Raw genomic sequence first — 19547 nt, forward strand, 5'->3', positions numbered from 1 at the left:
CCGATGCTAAAATACAGAACGCCGCACCCTGCCTTCAGCTATCTGATCTATCTGGGGTGCGCCATCGCTTTTTGCACCATCCCTTTCGGTTCCGCGACCGGACGCAATCTGTTTTACGTTTCCAGCTACATCGCCTTTATCGCCGTTTGCCTGTATCCGCGCTACTACTTCAGCAACGTTAGAAATCTGCTGCTGCCCGCGTTGATGTTCAGCGTCGGTATGGGAACCATCCTCTGGATGCATCACTTCAAACAGCCGGGTGACTACATCAATATCTATCGCTCTTATATGTCGACCGGCAAACTGCAGCTCGCGACCGCTTTCATCTTGCTGATTGCGCTCAATGAGCGGTTGTGCGTGCAGCGCCTGTTGATCGTTGTGGCTCTCGTCACCGGTCTGGCGATCAACGGTTATTCCCTCTATCAAGGGCTGCGTCTGGATATCCCGCGCGTAGAGCTCAACTTCGATCGCGCCACGGTCGCCGCCTACCTGATGACCGCCATCGATCTGGTCATGATGCAAGCCATCCTGATGCTGCGCACCCGCTACCGTCTGGTGTTGTACATTGCGGCATTCCTGCTGTCCTTCTCTGCGCTGGTGCTCACCGGCACCCGCGCGGCGATGCTGGTCTACCCGGTGGCGATTTGTCTGTCGCTGCTGGCCACCAAGCAACTGGTTTCCAGAAAACACAAGCTCGCGTTGATGGCCTCGGTACCGCTGCTGCTCGTAGCCTGCGGCCTGGTGTTTAAACCGCAGATAGAAGAACGCATTCAGGCCTTTGAGACCGATATGCGTCTGATGGATCAGCCACAGACTGAAAACTCGATCATTTCACGGCTGTCGATGCAAACGCTGGCATGGCGTACCGGCTCACAAGCCCCCTGGGGCCAATCCGCCGAACAGCGCGGCGAAGAGATCCGTGCGATGGTCGCACAGCAACCTCGCCTGTCTGGCGTTATGCCCTATATCAACGTCCACCTGCACAACGAGCTGCTGGAAACCTATTCGCTCAAGGGCGTCTGGGGCGTACTGCTGCTGCTGGCACTCTATGTCTGCCTGTTCTTCTCTTCGTTCCGGCCGCAGCGCAACGCGCTGTTGCTGAGCGTGAGCGCCAGCCTGTTCGTTTACGGGCTGAGCGACGTCATCTTCTTCAGCACGGAAGGCACCGCCATGTTCTGTCTGGCGCTGATCGCCGGAGTGCTCTCCGTGGCGAGACAGACTTCCACACAGGAGCAGGCCGCGTGAACATTCAGCCACCGCTGCTCAGCGTTATCGTGCCGTTTTATAATAACGAAGCGTTCATCATCGCTGCGCTGGATTCGTTATTTACGCAGATTTCTGATGATATTGAGGTGGTGATCATCGACGATGGCTCTACCGATGCGTCGGGGGCGCTGGTCAGCCGGTATCTGGCGCAGCGGCAGCATCCGCAGGTGGCTTTTATTTCTCAGGCCAACGGCGGTATTGCACACGCCCGCAATGTCGGCCTGCAGCAAGCCACCGGGCGCTACGTCACCTTTCTCGACGGCGACGATCTGCTAAGCGACGACTATCTGGCGATCCTGCATCCCCTGCTGATCGCCGGTGAGTATGACCTGATCGATTTTAATTATCAGAAGTTCACCGAACAACCGCCGAAATCCGAGAACCGCGCGACGCAGCCCGTAGCCTACGACTTTTCACAGTTGGGGCTGAGCTGCCTGCAACCGCTGTTCGCGCGCTCAATGTGGCATCTCTGGAGCCGGGTATATAAACGCACGCTGCTGGCAGGGGAAGCGTTCGAAGACGGCAGGCGCTATGAAGACGTGATTTTCACGCCTTTTCAGTATTTCAAAACTCGCCGCATCGCCCATCTTGAGTGCGAACTCTACTTCTATCGGGACAACAGCCAGGGCATCACTCGCAATATCAAACCCAAAGATATTGACGATCTGTTGTTCGCTATGGAGAAAATGCTGCGCTTTGTGGCGCAGCATTCTGGGGATGAGCCGCTGCGCCGGTTGGCCGCCCTGATGCTGGCCAACTGCTTTTCCGAGGTGAAAAGCATGTCGAAAGCGGTGTACGGGTATTATCATTACGCGCCGGCAACGCTGCACATTTTGCGCCGCGCCGCCGCTGTCTGCCGCAACAGCGACGTGCCGGGCAAAAAAGTCCGTCAGATGCGCTATGCGCGAGTGGATACCTTGCTTTCGAAGCTGCGCGGGCGCAGGCCGCGCTAACCGCATCGGCCTCGCGGCCGATGCGTCGCCGCACCTTTAGCGCGCTAAAGGCACGTGCGCGACCAGTTCGTCATAAATCCGCTGCGGTTGAATAACCCCCATCGGGCTTTCCGCCTCCAGCGGCATCGTATAGCCGGTACGCGACACCTGAATGATGCGGTGCAGTTCAGGATCCTGAATCGGCCCGGTGGAGCGTGAATCGGCGGTCACGAACAGGCTGATGGTTTTCACCTTCAACGCCACCGCCAGATGCAGCGGCCCGGTGTCGCCGGTGACAAGAACATGGAAACTGTCGAGCAACGTCAGCAAGCCTTGCAGCCCCGTTTTGCCGATCTGGTTATCCACGCAGGCCTGCGTTTGCGGGCCGATTAAGCTCATAAACTGTTTGGCCTTGCCGTCGTCAAAAGGCGCACCAATCAGCACGATGCGTACATTGGGGTGCTTCGCCACCAGCTCATCGGCCAGCCGCGCATAGTGTGAAACCGGCCAGCAACGCGACTCCGTAGATGCCCCCAATTGAAACCCGATGGTGGGGTGGTCGCTGCTTTTGACGCCGCGCTGATAATCCACGGGAATTTCCATCGTCGGATCGTCGCTGCGGCAACCTAAAATGGAAATCAGCTCCAGCTTGCGGCGCACGAAGTGGCCGTAATAATGGAAGACATAGTTGGTCAGCCAAGGCTCCAGCCCGCAAATGCCCGAGCTGTAGTTATCGCGGATAATGTACTTCGCCCCGGCCAGTACGGCGCTGATGATGTCATAAGGCAGATGGGAGTGCAGGATCAGCGCCAAATCCGGCTGATGTTCGCGCAGCGATTTCAGCAACGGGCGTATCGTCTTGATCTTGCTGTCCCAATACACCACGCGATCGTAATAGCGGCCGTTTTCCACCAGCTCGCGGTTTTTCTTGTGCACCACCAGCGTGATGTGCGCGTTGGGGTAGCGTTCCCGCATCGCCCTCAATGCCGGCGTGTTGAACATGAAGTCGCCCAACGCCGTGGTGGAATAGATGACGATATTGTCAAACTGCTGGGCGCCGTCGAACGTCGCCTTGTCCTGAAAACGGCCGTACTTCGCCGTATAGCGCCGCAAGAACCAGTCGGCAACCTTGATTTTCCATTTCTTCGACATGTGCGTGCTTAGTTCGCTTTAAGTTGATAATACTCGGCCAGCGTCATGCCCACCGTGCGCTGCTGCAGCCAGTCAAACAGCTGCTCCAGATCGCGGTACAGCACTTCGATATCCTGTTCAGTTTTGAACGTCGGGCTGCCGCCCGGCATAAACTCGGAGGAGTGCAGCATAAACTCGACGTAGTCATGCCCCTGCGCCAGCGACGTCTCGGCCACGCTGATCATCTTGGCCACGTTGCCGCCACTCGGCCGCAGCCAGTTGACGGACGGCGAACGGCGCTTGCCGCGCAGCCGATCATAGCCCTGCTTGAACGCATTCATCAGCGCCGAATGCTTGTACTGGATGCTCATCGGCACTTCCAGCAGCGCCGAAGCGCCCGGCTTGGCGATGTTCTGCGGATCGATGAAATAGGCCTGCGACGGGAACCGGCTGTAATCGGTACCGCCGTTGCCCTGCGGGTTACCCGGCGAAAACTGCCAGTTGACCCGCGGCGTCACAGAACAGTCCACCTGATAGCCGTATTCCAGCAGCAGTGAGGCATAGTATTCGTTGAACGCCCAACGGCCGGCGCGATGGCTAAGCATTTTGGTCTGGAAGGCATCTTCCAGCAGCTTGGTCATGTGATCGACCTTGGCGCGGATCTGATCGGCGGGATACTCGATCAAATAAGGCTTGTGGCGCCAGTCATCGTCGGTCAGCGGCGTCAACGGCGGGCTGTTCCAGGCGTGCAGGTGCATGCCGACCTCGCCGGCGTCGCGGGCGATCACGTCGCGCGCGAACTCGACGTAGGCCGGGTCCATCGCCATTTCATAGTTGGTGAGATAAACCGGCTTGAAGGCGTATTTCTCGCACAGCGCCTGAAAGCGCGGCAAGAAACGTGTGTTTTCGGTCGCGATGCGATCGTGGTTTTGCCACAGATTATCGCCTTCGGTATCAATGGTGATGAGAAACGCCGGTTTAGTCATGAATATCGAGCCTGATATCAACAGAATGCACTATGTTACGCAGGCCGTTTCGCCAGGGCAAACGACTTTGCTGCCTGGTTTGGACAACGTTGAAGCGCATTCGTCCCCGGCTCGGCGATTTTTTTGCGGCCCGGCAAGAAAACCGTGCAACAGTAGCCACATGCGATCGGGTCATTTAGAATCAAAGATTGGTTTCCCAGAAAGCGACTCATGATGAACGACGCGCCAGCACTAACTTCCGCCCCATCCGTACAGCGTATTTTGATCATAAAACTGCGCCATCACGGCGATATGCTGCTGGTCACGCCGGTCATCAGCAGCCTGCGGCAAAACTACCCGCAGGCGCAGATCGATGTGCTGCTGTATCAGGAAACGCAGGAGATGCTAGCCAGTAATCCGGAATTGTCGACGCTGTTCGCCATCGACCGCCAATGGAAGAAACAGGGCGTCCGCGCGCATCTGGGGCACGAGCTGGCGCTGCTGCGCCGCCTGAAGGCGCAGCGCTACGATCTGGTGGTCAATCTGGCCGATCAGTGGCGCAGCGCCATCATCACGCGCCTGACCGGCGCGCGCATCCGTTTGGGCTTCGATTTCCCCAAACGCCGCGGCTTCCTGTGGCGCCACTGTCACACGCAGCTGGTGCCGGTGGACAATCACGCCCACCTGCATACCGTCGAACAAAATCTCTCGTTGCTGGCGCCGCTGAACCTGCCCACGCTCAATGAGCATGTCACCATGAGTTACGATCCGCAGGATTGGCAGACCTGTGAGCAACGGTTGCAGAAACAGGGCGTCGCCGGCAGTTATATTGTGGTGCAGCCCACCTCGCGCTGGTTCTTCAAATGCTGGAGCGAAGAGAAAATGGCCGCCACCCTCACCGCCTTGCAGGCCGACGGACACCAGTTGGTGATCACCTCCGGCCCCGACGCCAGAGAACAAGCCATGGTAGAGCGCATTTTGGCGCTCTGCCCGCCGCAGGGCGTAATCTCGTTGGCCGGCCAGCTGACGCTGCGCCAACTGGCCGCCCTGATTGATCACGCCAAGCTGTTTATCGGCGTGGATTCAGTGCCGATGCACATGGCCGCCGCGCTGCAAACGCCGTGCGTGGCGCTGTTCGGCCCTTCCAAGCTGACTTTCTGGCGGCCGTGGCAGGCTACCGGCGCCGTGATCTGGGCCGGCGACTTCGGCGAACTGCCCGATCCGGACGCCATTGATACCGGCACAGACGAACGGTATCTCGACCTTATTCCTACAGACGCGGTGATTGCAGCCGCGCGGAGCACGCTGGCATGAAAGCATTTCGTTTGGCGATCGTTCGCCAAAAATACCGCCCGGACGGCGGAGCCGAACGTTTCGTTTCCCGCGCCCTGGAAGCGCTGGAACAACAGGATCTCGATCTGAACGTCATCACCCGCGAATGGCAGGGTGACGCCAATCCCAACTGGCATATCCACCTGTGCAACCCGTTAAAACTCGGCCGCATCAGCCGCGAGCGAGGCTTCGCCGTGGCGGCCAGGGCGCTGTGGCAGAAAGAGCGTTTCGATCTGGTGCAAAGCCACGAGCGCATTCCCGGCTGCGACATCTACCGCGCCGGCGACGGCGTACACCGCCGCTGGCTGCTGCAACGCGCGCGTTTGCTGCCGGAATGGCGCCGCAAATGGCTGTTCTCCAATCGCTATCACCGCTATGTAATGTGCGCCGAACGCGCCATGTACGCCGCGCCGGAGCTGAAAGCCGTCATCTGTAACGCCGAGATGATCAAGCAGGAAATCATCGCCGACTTTGGCGTGCCCGCCGACAAAATCACGGTGATCTATAACGCCATCGACAATCAAAAGTTCCCGCCCGCCGACGAGGCCCAGCGCCAACGTCTGCGCGAGCAGTATCAGATCCCACAACAGGCGCACTGCCTGATCTTCGTCGGCTCGGGCTTTGAGCGCAAAGGGCTGGCCGCCGCCATCCGCGCCGTGGCAGCGACCGATAGCCACCTGTTAGTGGTCGGCAAAGACAAGGCCGAAAAACGCTACCGGGCGCTGGCGCAGTCGCTGGGCTGCGGCAATCGGGTTCACTTTATGGGCGTGCAGAAGCAGACCTTGCCGTTCTATCAGGCCGCGGACGCGCTGCTGCTGCCGACGCTGTACGATCCGTTCCCGAATGTGATTCTGGAAGCGATGTCGTGCGGCCTGCCGGTTATCACCAGCACCACCTGCGGCGGCGCCGAGTTTATCACCCCCGGCCAGAACGGCTTCGTGACCGACGCGCTCGACGTACCGGCCATCACGGAGGCCATTCGGGCGCTGCCGCGCCAGGCGCTGGGATCATCCATGGGCGAAGCGGCAAGATTGCGCATTATGACGGCTACGCCGGCGCATCTGTCCGAACAGCTGATTTCCCTCTATAACCGGTTACTGGATTAGCTATGCGTATTCTGATGATCATCGATGGCCTGCCGGGAGGCGGCGCGGAAAAAGTGGTGCTGACCCTGTGCCAGGGCATGCAGCAACAGGGGCATAAAGTTAGTCTGATCTCACTGCGCGACGTCTGCAATTACCCTATCCCGCCGGGCATTGATTATCAGGTGGTGGCCGATCGCAGCCGTGCCCCCTGGCGCAAGCTGACCGAGCTCTCACGCCGCGCCGCCGCGCTGGATCGGGCAATAGCCGAACACGAGCGCCAACACGGCGCGTTCGATCTGGTGTTCTCGAATCTGCATAAAACCGATCGCATCGTCAGCCGCAGCAAGCGGTTGGCCGCGGATCGCCTGTGGTTCTGCATTCACGGCATTCTCTCCACTTCCTACCTCGGCCACCGCAAAGGCCTGGATCGCTGGCTCAAGCAACGTAAAATCGCCAACGTTTACCAGGGGAGAAATATCGTCGCCGTTTCACAGGCGGTCGGCGACGATCTGCAGCAGAAGTTGCCGATCCGCCCGCGCCGCCTGGCGGTCATCAACAATCCGTTCGATATCGACGCCATTCATCAACAGGCGGCGGCGCCTTGCGAACTGGCCGGCCAGGAGTATCTGGTGCACGTCGGCCGCTTTCACGCCACCAAGAGGCATGACCGCCTGCTGAAAGCCTATGCGCTCTCCGGCATTCAGGCGCCGCTGGCTTTGATCGGCACCGGGGATGACGCCCGCGTCGCCGAGGTCAAACGTCTGGCGGCAGACTTGGGCATCGCAGAGCGCGTGCTATTCCTCGGTTTCCAGGCCAATCCCTACCCATTTATTCGCCATGCCTCGCTGCTGGTGCTCAGCTCCGACAGTGAAGGGTTTGGCAACGTGCTGGTAGAATCGCTGTTGTGCGGCACGCCGGTGGTCAGCACCCGCTGTCCGGGCGGCCCTGCGGAAATTCTGGAAAAAGCCGGCATGGCTAACGCGTTGGCGGAATTAAACGAAGCGTCGCTGGCAGAAAAAATGGCGGAAATTTACGCCAATCCGCCACAGATAAATCAACAGCAATTGCTAAGCTATGGGCTGGACCCTATTTGCCGTCAATATATTGAGCTGAAAGAAAAATAATAAAAAAATAAATAAGGCAGGTGATACCTGCCTTATTTTCTTCGTTAGCTGAGTGCCTGCATTTTCTGCCAAACCTCATCGACAGAAACATCTTCACAGTGCCCCGACTCACTCTGCAAAATATGATGGCGGCCAGTCCATGGATGCCAGGACGTTTTATCGGTATCGCCAAAGAACACCACCATGTCCTTATTCAACGCGGCGGCAAGATGCATCTGCCCGCCGTCGCTGCACAGCACCCGGTCGCATAAATCAAACCCGCCCAACAGCTCGCGCACCGACGCCGTCGGATAAAGCGCGACGCGTTCGTTTTGGCACAGCGCCAGCAGCTGTTCGGCGCGCTGCCGATCGCCGATGTCGTCCGGCGCCAGCGTGCCCTGCGGCGACCAGAAGATCAGCACGCCGGTGTGGGGATCGGCGGTCAGACGGTTGATGATTTCGGCATAGCGTTCAACCGGCCAGCGTCTTTTCGGGCTGCGGCTGCTGATATGCACGGCGCATACCCGTTCGACCGACGGCAGACGTTCCTGCAGCCGCTGCACCGCCAATTGCCGCTCTTCAGGCGTCAGGAATACCCGCACCGGCGGGATCGGAATGGCTTGATCGGTGATCGCCGATAAATAGCTGTAGGTGTGTTCAACCTGATGGAGGCCGCGGAAATCGTCCTTGCGGAACGGGCGCTGAATCTCTTTCGTGCCCAGATCGGCACCGATGATATGGGTGGCGCCGGCCATTTTTGCTAAACGCAGGCTGTATTTGCAAGGCACCGGGTTGGCCAGAATGACCGCATCGAACTTTATTTTGCGCAGCTTCAGGAAGATCATCAGACGTTCGAAATAAACGCCCAACGTCGTTTCATTTTTCGCCTTGTGCTTGGCCTTTTTATAGACAAAGACTTTCTCGAGATGAGGGTTGTTTTTAACAACGTCCTGGCTGACTTTATTGATCAGCAGATAAACTTTTGCGTCTGGATAGGCAATTTTCACCCCTTCAATCAAGGGCGTAGTGCAAACAAGATCGCCGATGTTGTCGCGGCGAATAATTAAAATATTCTTCATTCCGAGCCTATCGGCGAAATCGCTCGCCGGTTGTCTGAAACTGACACCCAAGGTTACCAAATTAGCGCCTTTCCCTTCCAGTTATGGTACTATTCCGAATAACCCATATAAATGAAATTGATAGAATGTTGCTGCGTTTATATCAGGTACTACTCTACCTCATCCAACCCCTGATCTGGCTCCGCTTACTGCTGCGCAGCCGCAAAGCTCCAGCCTACCGTAAACGCTGGGCGGAACGCTATGGCTTCTGCGCCGGGAAAGTCGTGCCGGGCGGCATTATGCTGCATTCCGTCTCCGTCGGCGAAACGCTGGCGGCCATCCCGCTGGTGCGGGCGCTGCGCCATCGTTACCCCGCTTTGCCGATAACTGTGACCACAATGACCCCGACAGGTTCAGAACGCGTCCAGTCCGCTTTCGGCAAAGACGTGCATCATGTCTATCTGCCCTACGATCTGCCCGGTTCCATGAACCGCTTCCTCGACCAGGTGAATCCCAAGCTGGTGATCATCATGGAAACCGAGCTATGGCCTAACCTGATCAACGCACTGCATCAGCGGCAAATCCCCCTGGTGATCGCCAATGCGCGCCTGTCGGCTCGTTCCGCCGCCGGCTACAAGAAAATTGGCGGATTCATGCGCGATATGCTGCGCCGCATTACGCTGATCGCCGCACAGAACCAGGAAGACGGCGATCGGTTTATCGAACTGGGCCTGAAACGCTCGCAGCTGGCCGTAACCGGCAGCCTGAAATTCGATATCTCCGTCACCCCGGAGCTGGCCGCCCGCGCCGTTACATTGCGCCGCCAATGGGCGCCGCGCCGCCCGGTGTGGATCGCCACCAGCACCCATGACGGTGAAGAAACCATCCTGCTGGAAGCGCACCGCAAACTGCTGGAAAAACACCCCGACCTGCTGCTGATCCTGGTGCCGCGTCATCCGGAGCGCTTCCCGACCGCCAAGGAGCTAGTGCAGAAGGCCGGCTTCAGCTACACCCTGCGCAGCAGCGGCGAAATCCCGTCCGGCAGCACCCAGGTGGTGATCGGCGATACCATGGGCGAACTGATGCTGCTGTACGGCATCGCCGATCTGGCCTTTGTCGGCGGCAGCCTGGTGGAACGCGGCGGGCACAACCCGCTGGAAGCCGCCGCGCACGCCATCCCGGTGCTGATGGGCCCACATACCTTCAACTTTAAAGACATCTGCGCCAAGCTCTCGCAGGCCGAAGGCCTGATCACCGTGACCGACGTGGATTCGCTGGTGAAGGAAGTGGAAACCCTGTTGACCGACGAAGATTACCGTCGCTACTACGGCCGCCATGCGGTGGAAGTGCTGTATCAGAATCAGGGAGCGTTGCAGCGCCTGCTGCAGCTGCTGGAACCGCACCTGCCGCCCCGGAGTCACTGAATGAGCAGCCGCAAAAGCCTGTCGGTGGTGATGATCGCCAAAAACGAAGCCGGGCTGTTGCCGGACTGCCTGCGCTCTGTCGCCTGGGCCGATGAAATCATCGTGCTGGACTCCGGCAGCGAGGACGACAGCGTCGCCGTCGCCGAAAGTCTGGGCGCCAAAGTCTTCACGCACACCGACTGGCAAGGATTCGGCAAGCAGCGTCAGCTGGCGCAAAGCTACGCCAGTCATGACTACGTTTTGATGATCGACGCCGACGAACGCGTCACCCCCGAGCTGCGGCAATCCATCGAGCGGGTGTTGAACGCACCGGACGACGGCGCCGTCTACAGCTGTGCGCGGCGCAACCTGTTCCTTGGCCGTTTCATGCGCCACAGCGGCTGGTATCCCGACCGCGTCAACCGCCTGTACGCCAACCAACGCTATCGCTATAACGACGATCTGGTGCACGAATCGCTGAACATCGGCGACGCCAAAGTGATCCCCCTCAGCGGCGATATGCTGCACCTGACCTGCCGCGACTTCTTCGCCTTCCAGCGCAAACAGCTGCGCTATGCCGAAGAGTGGGCCACGCAACGCCACCGGGCCGGCAAGCGTTGCGGCTATCTGTCCATCCTGACCCACACGCTCGGTGCCTTCGTCAAAACCTGGCTGCTGCGGGCCGGTTTCCTTGACGGTAAACAGGGGTTGCTGTTAGCGGTGGTCAACGCGCAATATACCTTCAATAAATATGCCGCATTATGGGCATTGGGCCGCAACTACTCAGAGAAGTGAATCATGACCAGCAAAGCCATCTATCCCGGGACCTTCGATCCCATGACCAACGGCCACCTGGATTTAGTGACGCGCGCGTCGCTGATGTTCGATCACGTGATTCTGGCCATCGCCGCCAGCCCGAGCAAAAAGCCGCTGTTCAGCCTGGATGAGCGCGTGGCGCTGGCGACGCAGGTCACCTCGCATCTGGACAATGTGGAAGTGCTGGGTTTCAGCGAGCTGATGGCGCACTTTGCCGCTCACCAGAATGCCAATATCCTGGTGCGCGGCCTGCGGGCGGTGTCTGACTTTGAGTACGAATTGCAGCTGGCGAACATGAACCGCCATTTGATGCCGACGCTGGAAAGCGTGTTCCTGATGCCTTCCGAAGAGTGGTCGTTCATCTCCTCTTCACTGGTGAAAGAGGTCGCGCGTCACGGCGGCGATATCGCGCCTTTCCTGCCTGACGTGGTTACGCAGGCGCTGATGGCGAAGCTCGCCGCCGAGTGATGCTCAGCGCTGGCAGCGCCGGCAAAAGAAGGTGCTGCGCTGCCCGTGCTTGGCGGATTCGATCGGCGTGCCGCACGCGCGGCAAGGTTCTCCCGCCCGCCCGTAAACCTGCAACTCCTGCGCGAAATACCCCGGTTTGCCGTCCGACTGCAAAAAGTCGCGCAATGTCGTACCGCCCTGCTCGATGGAGCGCTGCAACACCGCCTTGATGGTCTTCACCAGCCGTTCCGCTTCGGCTTTGCTCAACGATCCCGCCGGACGATCGGGCAGGATCCCGGCGCTGAACAGCGATTCACTGGCGTAAATGTTACCGACGCCGACCACCAGCTTGTTATCCATCAGCCACGGTTTGATCAGCGTGCGCTTATTGCGTGATTTTTCATACAGGTAGTCGCCGTTGAACGCTTCACTCAGCGGTTCCGGCCCCAGATGCGCCAACACGCTGCTGGTCGCCAGGTCTTCGCACCACAGCCAGGCGCCGAAACGGCGCGGATCGGTATAGCGCAGGATCATGCCGTTGCTGATCACCAAATCGACGTGGTCGTGTTTGCCCGCTTCATCTTCGTTCTCCTCGCGCAGCATGCGCAGGCTGCCCGACATGCCCAGGTGCACGATAATCCAACCGTTCTCCAGCTCGATCAGCAGGTATTTGGCTCGGCGCTGCACGCTGAGCACCGGCCTATCGCTCAGCGTCAGGATCTGCTCGGAAACCGGCCAGCGCAGGCGCGCGTTGCGCACCACCGCATACTGAATGCTGTGGCCGACAAGATAAGGCTCTATACCGCGTCTGCTCGTCTCAACTTCCGGTAATTCAGGCATCTGGCTTCCCCTCCGACGTTTTCTACCCTTTATAAAACAAAAAACCCGGCCAAGGCCGGGTTTTTCATTAATCCACTAAAATTATTTAATTTTAGCTTCTTTGTATACTACGTGCTGACGGACAACTGGATCGAATTTCTTCAGTTCCAATTTTTCCGGCTTAGTACGCTTGTTCTTCGTGGTGGTATAGAAGTGACCAGTACCAGCAGAAGAAACCAGCTTGATCTTCTCGCGAACACCTTTAGCCATGATTCAGTTCCTTAATACTTCTCACCACGGGCACGCAGATCGGCCAGAACCGTCTCAATACCCTTCTTATCGATAACACGCATACCTTTAGCAGATACACGCAGAGTTACAAAGCGCTTCTCAGCCTCAACCCAAAAACGGTGTGAGTGCAGGTTAGGCAGAAAACGGCGTTTGGTCGCGTTCATTGCGTGGGAACGGTTGTTACCGCTCACCGGGCGCTTGCCAGTAACTTGGCAGACTCGGGACATGTCTATTCTCCAAAAATCAAATCAGCTCGAGCTTCGTATAGGGTATGGCCGCCTCGTCAGGCTTTTAGAGCCCATCTCAGCAAACTTCATACTGAGGAGACTCTCGTCATCAGGTAGAAACCACACATCAGGTCAGAAACCTGCTGAGATAGGCTCTTGCGCCAAACCCAAGATTCTCAAAGGTGGCGTAGTATACGCTCTGAAGCGTAAGTGCTCAAGTCCCGAACAGCTAAAGATCCCACAAGGATCGCGAAAAAATCGCTTAAAGCCATCCGCGCTCGGCAAAAGAGACGCATTCACCCCGACCGATCACCAAATGATCGAGCACTCGGATCTCCAATAACTGACAGGCTTTCACCACCTGTTCCGTTATCAAACGGTCGGCATGACTGGGTTCAGCCTTACCCGAGGGGTGATTATGCGCGAGAATCAGCGCGGCGGCATTAGCCTTCAACGCTTCACGCACAATTTCTCTCGGGTAGACGACGACGCTGCTGATGGTACCAGCAAACATCTCCTGATGGCGAATAACCCGGTGCTGATTGTCTAAAAACAATACCAAAAAGACCTCTCGCTCACGATGGGCCAGCAGGCTTTGCAGATAATGCTGGGTGACGCGCGGATTGAGCATGGCGTTTTCCTGCGACAAATGGCTGGAAAAGAAGCGCAGCGCCAGCTCGGCAATCGCCTGCAGCTGCGTATAGCTGGCATCCCCCAGGCCTTTTTGGCTACAAAAAGCCTGATGATCGGCCGACATCAGGTGATAAAGCGAGCCGAACCGGCGCAGCAGCTGCTCCGCCAGCTGCATCACGTGCACGCCGGGCAATCCGGTGCGCAAGAAAATGGCCAACAGCTCTGCGTCGGACAGCGCCGCCGCCCCCTGCATCAACAGCTTTTCACGCGGCGCCAGCGCGCCCGGCCAGCACGCCACAATCGGGTTGCTCATCGTGTTCCTCCCTGAAAGGGCTACAGCATGCCATGTGCTGCCCGGCGCGTTCGACAGGTGTTTGATAACATTGCGAAGTGTTTCGCAAAGCACAATGTAACGCCCTGCAGCCATTGCGGAATCACTCACCTGAACGGCGGATATGCTAAAATGGCGCATCTTTCGGCTTTCAATCGGACAATGATGATGACGGGACTTTCCGGCAAACATATTGTGCTTGGCATCAGCGGCGGCATCGCCGCCTACAAATGCCCAGAGCTGGTGCGCCGCCTGCGCGACAGGGGTGCAGAAGTGCGCGTGGTGATGACCCACGCCGCCAAGGCGTTCATTACGCCACTGACGCTGCAGGCCGTTTCCGGCTACCCGGTGTCCGACGATCTGTTGGATCCCGCCGCCGAAGCCGCCATGGGCCACATCGAACTGGGCAAGTGGGCGGATCTGGTGATTCTGGCGCCGGCGACCGCCGATCTGCTGGCGCGCGTCGCCGCCGGCATGGCCAACGATCTGCTGACTACCGTCTGCCTGGCGACCGACGCCCCTATCGCCGCCGCCCCCGCCATGAACCAGCAGATGTATCGCGCCGCCGCCACGCAGGCCAACCTGCAAACGCTGCAGACGCGCGGCATGCTGCTCTGGGGGCCGGACAGCGGCAGCCAGGCCTGCGGCGACGTCGGCCCGGGCCGCATACTGGATCCGCTGGACATCGTCGACCTGGCGAACGCGCATTTCTCCGCCCCGCAGGATCTGCAACATTTGCAGGTTATGATCACCGCCGGCCCAACGCGTGAAGCGCTGGATCCGGTACGTTTCATCAGCAATCACAGCTCCGGCAAAATGGGCTTCGCCATCGCCCGCGCCGCCGCCGCCCGCGGCGCGCAGGTGACGCTGATCGCCGGGCCGGTCAGCCTGCCGACGCCGCCATCGGTCACCCGAGTGGACGTCACCAGCGCGCTGGAGATGGAGCAGGCGGTGCAACAGCGCGCGGCGCAGCAGCAGATTTTCATCTCCTGCGCCGCCGTGGCCGACTACCGCCCCGAGCAGATCGCCGATGAAAAAATAAAAAAACAGGGTGATGAAATCGTCCTCAAGATGGTAAAAAACCCCGATATCGTCGCCGGCGTGGCCGCGATGACCAAAAATCGACCGTTTGTCGTGGGGTTTGCCGCCGAAACCCAGAATGTGGAAGAATACGCGCGGCAAAAACTGGCGCGTAAGAAGCTGGATTTGATTTGCGCTAACGATGTATCGCTTGCAGAGCACGGGTTCAACAGCGACACCAATGCCCTGCACCTTTTTTGGCAGGATGGAGAAAAGCGCCTGGCGCTGAGCGACAAGGCACTCCTTGGCCAACGTTTAATAGACGAGATAGTCAGCCGTTATGATGAAAAAAATCGACGTTAAGATCCTCGACCCGCGTATCGGTCAGGATTTCCCGCTACCGACCTACGCCACGCCGGGCTCCGCCGGTCTCGACCTGCGCGCCTGCCTGGACAGCGCGGTAGAGCTGGCGCCGGGTGAAACCACGCTGCTGCCCACCGGCCTCGCGATCCACATCGCCGACGCCGGCCTGGCGGCAGTGATCCTGCCGCGCTCCGGCCTGGGCCATAAGCACGGCGTCGTGCTGGGCAACCTGGTCGGCCTGATCGACTCCGATTACCAGGGCCAGCTGATGGTGTCCGTTTGGAACCGCGGCCAGAAGCACTTCACCATCGAGCCGGGCGAACGCATCGCGCAGATGGTCTTCGTGCCGGTGGTGCAGGCCGAATTCAACCTGGTGGAAGAGTTCGACAGTAGCGAGCGCGGCGAAGGCGGCTTCGGCCACTCGGGGCGCCACTAAGCGCCACCCAATGCACGATGGCCGGCAGGGAAACGTCGCCTGAACCTTGCCTTTCCGGGGAGAAGGATGTCTCTGCGGCAAGGTTTTACCGCGACAATTGCAGCGCACACCAGGCAGCGCGGAAAAAGGCCGTTAAGGCCGCTGACCCCAGCATCGTAAAAAAGCTATCACATAAGCCGCACAGAGCCTGCTCTGCAGCGGCCGGTGCCCGGGTTTCCGTCAGTTAAGTTTTAGCAAGGGTCTAATCAGACATGGCAGAAAAAGAAAATACGAAAAGGAATCGGCGCGAGGAAATATTGCAGGCGTTAGCCCAGATGCTGGAATCCAGCGACGGCAGCCAGCGCATTACCACCGCCAAGCTCGCCGCGAACGTGGGTGTTTCTGAAGCTGCGCTGTACCGGCATTTCCCCAGCAAGACACGGATGTTCGACAGTCTGATCGAGTTTATCGAAGACAGCCTGATCACCCGCATCAACCTGATCTTGCAGGACGAGAAAGAGACGTTTAATCGTCTGCGCCTGATTTTACTGCTGATTCTGGGCTTTGCGGAACGTAACCCGGGGCTGACGCGCATCATGACCGGCCACGCGCTGATGTTTGAACAGGATCGCCTGCAGGGCCGCATCAACCAGCTGTTCGAACGCATCGAGGCGCAGCTGCGTCAGGTGCTGAAAGAGCGCAAATTGCGCGAAGGCAAAGGCTTCATCGTCGATGAAACGCTGTTGGCCAGCCAACTGCTGGCCTTCTGCGAAGGCATGTTGTCGCGCTATGTGCGTTCGGAATTCCGCTATCGTCCAACGCAGGAATTCGACGCCCGCTGGCCGCTATTGGCGGCACAGCTGCAATAACGAAAACGCCGGGCATGCCCGGCGTTTTTATTTATACCCCGTACTGCTCGCGGTAAGCGCGCACCGCCGCCAGGTGGTCCGCCATTTCCGGTTTCTCTTCCAGATAAGCGATCAGGTCCTTCAGCGTCACGATCGAAATCACCTTGCAGTGATAGTCGCGTTCCACTTCCTGAATGGCGGAGATATCCGCGCGGCCGCGTTCCTGACGGTCGAGGGAGATCAGCACCCCCGCCAGCGAAGCGCCGCTGGCGCCGATGATTTCCATCGACTCGCGGATCGCGGTGCCGGCGGTGATCACATCATCCACCAGCATCACACGCCCCTGCAGCGGGCTGCCGACCAGCGAACCACCCTCGCCGTGGGTCTTGGCTTCCTTGCGGTTAAAGCAGTAAGGCACGTCGCGCTCATGGTGTTCCGCCAGCGCAACCGCCGTGGTGGTGGCGATAGGAATGCCTTTATAGGCCGGGCCAAACAGCAGATCGAAATCGATGCCGGAGTCCATCAGGGCTTCGGCGTAGAAGCGCCCCAACAGCGCAAGATCGCGCCCGGTATTAAACAGGCCGGCGTTGAAGAAATACGGGCTGGTGCGACCGGATTTCAGGGTGAACTCGCCGAATTTCAATACCTGCTTGTTAAGCGCGAACTCGATAAACTGGCGCTGATAGGCTTTCATTACTGCTTCTCCTCGTCTGAATCTGCTTGGGTCTTGTCATTACTGCCGCCCGATCGTCGGGCATAAAAAAGGCGACTTCTCAGTCGCCTTAAAAAATCAGTCCGCCAGCGCCGCTTTCTGCGCCTGGAAGATGGTTTCGATGCCCCCTCGGGCCAGCGCCAATAGCGCCAACAGCTCATCGTGGCTGAACGGCTCGCCTTCGGCGGTGCCCTGCACTTCAATCATGCGGCCGTCTTCCATCATCACCACGTTCATGTCGGTTTCCGCCGCGGAATCTTCCACATACTCCAGATCGCACAGCGCTTCGCCGTTGACGATGCCGACGGAAACCGCCGCTACCATGCCCTTCATCGGGTTGGCTTTCAGCTTGCCGTTGGCCACCAGGGTGTTCAGCGCATCGGCCAGCGCCACGCAGGCGCCGGAGATGGAGGCTGTGCGGGTACCGCCGTCGGCCTGCAGTACGTCGCAGTCGAGGGTGATGGTGAATTCACCGAGCTTTTTCAGATCCACCGCGGCGCGCAGCGAGCGGGCGATCAGGCGCTGGATCTCCAGCGTGCGGCCACCCTGTTTGCCTTTGGCGGCTTCACGGGCGTTGCGGCTATGGGTGGAGCGCGGCAGCATGCCGTACTCGGCGGTGATCCAACCTTGCCCCTGGCCTTTCAGGAAGCGCGGAACGCCCTCTTCTACCGTGGCGGTGCACAAGACTTTGGTATCGCCAAACTCAACCAGCACGGAACCTTCAGCGTGTTTGGTATAGTGACGGGTCAGTGTCAGGGGGCGAACTTGCTGTGGTGCTCTGCCTGCAGGACGCATGGGCTCTCTCCGGCTTCAAATCAACTATTGGCTGCGCATTATACGGGCTTCGTGACGTAATGCCTATCCTGCCCGCAGTCGCGACGCTATAATCGCCCCATCTTTTCCTATTACGGGTACGCATCAATGATCCGCAGCATGACCGCCTACGCCCGGCGTGAAATCAAGGGTGAATGGGGCAGCGCAGCCTGGGAGCTGCGTTCCGTTAACCAGCGCTACTTAGAAACCTACATCCGCCTGCCGGAACAATTCCGCAGCCTGGAGCCGGTGATCCGTGAACGTATCCGTGGCCGCCTGACGCGCGGCAAAGTCGAATGCAACCTGCGTTTCGAACTGGATCCAAGCGCACAAAGCTCGCTGATCCTGAACGAAAAACTAGCCAAACAGCTGGTCGAAGCCGCCAACTGGGTGAAAATGCAGAGCGACGAAGGGGAAATCAACCCGATCGACGTGCTGCGCTGGCCGGGCGTGATGTCCGCTGAGGAGCAGGATCTGGACGCCATCAGCGTCGAGCTGATGCAGGCGCTGGACGGCGCGCTGGATGACTTTATCGTCGCACGCGAGAGCGAAGGCGCCGCGCTGAAGACGCTGATCGAACAACGCCTCGACGGCGTCAGCGCCGAAGTGGTCAAAGTGCGCGCCCAGATGCCGAACATCCTGCAATGGCAGCGCGAGCGCCTGGTCAGCAAGCTGGAAGAGGCGCAGGTACAGCTGGAAAACACCCGCCTGGAGCAAGAGCTGGTGCTGATGGCGCAGCGTATCGACGTCGCCGAAGAGCTGGACCGTCTGGAAGCGCACGTGAAAGAGACGCACAACATCCTGAAAAAGAAAGAAGCCGTCGGCCGCCGCCTCGACTTTATGATGCAGGAGTTCAACCGCGAATCGAACACCCTGGCCTCCAAGTCGATCAATGCCGACGTCACTGCTTCGGCCATCGAGCTGAAAGTGCTGATCGAGCAAATGCGCGAGCAGATCCAGAATATCGAGTGATCCTGCCCCTAATGTCATCAAGCCCGCGCCACGCGGGCTTTTTTATGGCTGCAAATCAGCGATAGGCGGCCACCTGCTCCTCACCGATCAACCCCATTTTCTGCAGCTGCACCGCAATGCTCCAGGTTGAGCGCTCGAACTCATCGCTCAGCGCTTCCAGCGTCGCCCCGGCCGCATGGCTCTCGCGCAGCCGCAGTTTTTCCTCTTCCGGCCAGGGGAAGTAGGCATTGGCAGGTCGGCCCTCGACCAGATTCTTCTGCCGTTTCTCCTCCGGCGTCAACCGGGCTTTTTTCTGCAGTTCAGCCTCACCGTCGAACTCGTTGGCCAACGCGAACAGCAGCCGGATAGCCTCCGGTGCGCAGGCCGCTGAAGCCGGTTTCAACAGCTCGCCGGTGTCGGGATTAACGCCGTTGGCCAGCGCCCTGAGCAAAGTGCCGGTATTCATCGTTCGCCTCCTTGTCCGAGAAAATGCGCGCCGGTCACGGCGCCTGTTCCAAAACATGTTTCTCTTCCTCAGCCAAGAAAACCACGCTTTGCGCCATGAAAAATCGCCGATTGCGAACCA

The 19547-nt window shown here is 58.9% G+C and carries 22 protein-coding genes; 12 read left to right on the plus strand and 10 right to left on the minus strand.

Annotated elements, in window-relative coordinates; all coding sequences use genetic code 11:
• Nucleotides 1–3 precede the first annotated feature (3 nt).
• A complete protein-coding gene (locus BVU99_RS07870; RefSeq protein WP_043141024.1) occupies nt 4–1245 on the plus strand; it encodes an O-antigen ligase family protein in 1242 nt (413 codons plus the stop codon).
• Entirely contained in the window at nt 1242–2219 is a 978-nt protein-coding gene (locus BVU99_RS07875; protein WP_060448507.1) for a glycosyltransferase, read from the plus strand. Before BVU99_RS07870 ends, BVU99_RS07875 begins: the two co-directional genes overlap by 4 nt.
• A 36-nt stretch (nt 2220–2255) precedes the next feature.
• Here BVU99_RS07875 and BVU99_RS07880 read toward each other — a convergent pair whose 3' ends face one another.
• A complete protein-coding gene (locus BVU99_RS07880; RefSeq protein WP_025304689.1) occupies nt 2256–3350 on the minus strand; it encodes a glycosyltransferase family 9 protein in 1095 nt (364 codons plus the stop codon).
• Between the two features lie 8 nt (nt 3351–3358).
• Complete coding sequence (locus BVU99_RS07885; protein ID WP_025304690.1) at nt 3359–4315, minus strand: polysaccharide deacetylase family protein; 957 nt, start codon at nt 4313–4315, stop codon at nt 3359–3361.
• A 210-nt stretch (nt 4316–4525) separates the two neighbouring features.
• Between BVU99_RS07885 and rfaQ the strand changes: the two genes are divergently transcribed.
• The 3 genes from rfaQ to BVU99_RS07900 are packed head-to-tail and all read left to right on the plus strand — an operon-like array spanning nt 4526 to nt 7835.
• Entirely contained in the window at nt 4526–5608 is a 1083-nt protein-coding gene (gene rfaQ, locus BVU99_RS07890; protein ID WP_043141032.1) for a putative lipopolysaccharide heptosyltransferase III, read from the plus strand.
• Complete coding sequence (locus BVU99_RS07895) at nt 5605–6732, plus strand: glycosyltransferase family 4 protein (protein WP_099817564.1); 1128 nt, start codon at nt 5605–5607, stop codon at nt 6730–6732. Before rfaQ ends, BVU99_RS07895 begins: the two co-directional genes overlap by 4 nt.
• 2 nt (nt 6733–6734) lie before the next feature.
• Nucleotides 6735–7835 (plus strand): glycosyltransferase, encoded by a 1101-nt coding sequence (locus tag BVU99_RS07900; protein ID WP_099817565.1) that lies wholly within the window; start codon nt 6735–6737, stop codon nt 7833–7835.
• Between the two features lie 44 nt (nt 7836–7879).
• Here the strand turns inward: BVU99_RS07900 and BVU99_RS07905 are convergent, their stop codons facing one another.
• Entirely contained in the window at nt 7880–8893 is a 1014-nt protein-coding gene (locus BVU99_RS07905) for a glycosyltransferase family 9 protein (protein ID WP_043141040.1), read from the minus strand.
• Nucleotides 8894–9018: 125 nt separating this feature from the next.
• Here BVU99_RS07905 and waaA point away from each other — a divergent pair, with 125 nt between their 5' ends.
• From waaA to coaD, 3 genes are read left to right on the plus strand one after another with little or no spacing between them, the layout of a single operon-like run.
• Nucleotides 9019–10296, plus strand: a complete 1278-nt coding sequence (gene waaA / locus BVU99_RS07910) for a lipid IV(A) 3-deoxy-D-manno-octulosonic acid transferase (RefSeq protein WP_025304695.1) — start codon at nt 9019–9021, stop codon at nt 10294–10296.
• Nucleotides 10297–11070, plus strand: a complete 774-nt coding sequence (locus tag BVU99_RS07915; RefSeq protein ID WP_025304696.1) for a glycosyltransferase family 2 protein — start codon at nt 10297–10299, stop codon at nt 11068–11070.
• 3 nt (nt 11071–11073) lie between these two features.
• Nucleotides 11074–11559 carry a pantetheine-phosphate adenylyltransferase gene (coaD, locus tag BVU99_RS07920; RefSeq protein WP_004931181.1) on the plus strand — a complete coding sequence of 162 codons (486 nt, stop codon included), beginning with the start codon at nt 11074–11076 and terminating at the stop codon, nt 11557–11559.
• A gap of 3 nt (nt 11560–11562) precedes the next feature.
• Here coaD and mutM read toward each other — a convergent pair whose 3' ends face one another.
• The 4 genes from mutM to radC form a co-directional block, all read right to left on the minus strand.
• On the minus strand, nt 11563–12378 hold the full coding sequence (gene mutM / locus BVU99_RS07925; RefSeq protein WP_025304697.1) for a bifunctional DNA-formamidopyrimidine glycosylase/DNA-(apurinic or apyrimidinic site) lyase: 816 nt from the start codon (nt 12376–12378) through the stop codon (nt 11563–11565).
• Nucleotides 12379–12459: 81 nt separating this feature from the next.
• Nucleotides 12460–12627, minus strand: a complete 168-nt coding sequence (gene rpmG / locus BVU99_RS07930) for a 50S ribosomal protein L33 (RefSeq protein WP_002442576.1) — start codon at nt 12625–12627, stop codon at nt 12460–12462.
• An 11-nt stretch (nt 12628–12638) separates the two neighbouring features.
• Nucleotides 12639–12875 (minus strand): 50S ribosomal protein L28, encoded by a 237-nt coding sequence (gene rpmB, locus BVU99_RS07935; RefSeq protein WP_004931195.1) that lies wholly within the window; start codon nt 12873–12875, stop codon nt 12639–12641.
• 262 nt (nt 12876–13137) lie between these two features.
• Nucleotides 13138–13821, minus strand: coding sequence for a DNA repair protein RadC (radC, locus tag BVU99_RS07940; RefSeq protein WP_025304698.1), 684 nt, complete (start codon nt 13819–13821; stop codon nt 13138–13140).
• Nucleotides 13822–14004: 183 nt separating this feature from the next.
• On the opposite strand from radC, the gene coaBC reads away from it, so the two are divergent.
• The 3 genes from coaBC to slmA all read left to right on the plus strand — a co-directional run bounded on the left by coaBC (nt 14005) and on the right by slmA (nt 16506).
• A complete protein-coding gene (gene coaBC / locus BVU99_RS07945; protein ID WP_168186804.1) occupies nt 14005–15222 on the plus strand; it encodes a bifunctional phosphopantothenoylcysteine decarboxylase/phosphopantothenate--cysteine ligase CoaBC in 1218 nt (405 codons plus the stop codon).
• Nucleotides 15200–15658 carry a dUTP diphosphatase gene (gene dut / locus BVU99_RS07950; protein WP_016929680.1) on the plus strand — a complete coding sequence of 153 codons (459 nt, stop codon included), beginning with the start codon at nt 15200–15202 and terminating at the stop codon, nt 15656–15658. Before coaBC ends, dut begins: the two co-directional genes overlap by 23 nt.
• Nucleotides 15659–15909: 251 nt before the next feature.
• Complete coding sequence (gene slmA, locus BVU99_RS07955; protein WP_025304700.1) at nt 15910–16506, plus strand: nucleoid occlusion factor SlmA; 597 nt, start codon at nt 15910–15912, stop codon at nt 16504–16506.
• Nucleotides 16507–16537: 31 nt separating this feature from the next.
• Here the strand turns inward: slmA and pyrE are convergent, their stop codons facing one another.
• Nucleotides 16538–17179: an orotate phosphoribosyltransferase gene (gene pyrE / locus BVU99_RS07960; RefSeq protein ID WP_004931204.1), complete on the minus strand. Its 642-nt coding sequence runs from the start codon at nt 17177–17179 to the stop codon at nt 16538–16540.
• A 96-nt stretch (nt 17180–17275) separates the two neighbouring features.
• Nucleotides 17276–17992: a ribonuclease PH gene (gene rph / locus BVU99_RS07965; RefSeq protein WP_025160305.1), complete on the minus strand. Its 717-nt coding sequence runs from the start codon at nt 17990–17992 to the stop codon at nt 17276–17278.
• A gap of 126 nt (nt 17993–18118) precedes the next feature.
• On the opposite strand from rph, the gene BVU99_RS07970 reads away from it, so the two are divergent.
• Nucleotides 18119–18982: a YicC/YloC family endoribonuclease gene (locus BVU99_RS07970; RefSeq protein ID WP_060435257.1), complete on the plus strand. Its 864-nt coding sequence runs from the start codon at nt 18119–18121 to the stop codon at nt 18980–18982.
• Nucleotides 18983–19037: 55 nt separating this feature from the next.
• Here the strand turns inward: BVU99_RS07970 and BVU99_RS07975 are convergent, their stop codons facing one another.
• Nucleotides 19038–19427 (minus strand): hypothetical protein, encoded by a 390-nt coding sequence (locus BVU99_RS07975; RefSeq protein WP_099817566.1) that lies wholly within the window; start codon nt 19425–19427, stop codon nt 19038–19040.
• Between the last annotated feature and the right edge of the window lie 120 nt (nt 19428–19547).

The organism is Serratia sp. OLAL2 (assembly GCF_002752475.1).
In the GTDB taxonomy this organism is placed as follows: Bacteria; Pseudomonadota; Gammaproteobacteria; order Enterobacterales; family Enterobacteriaceae; genus Serratia; species Serratia bockelmannii.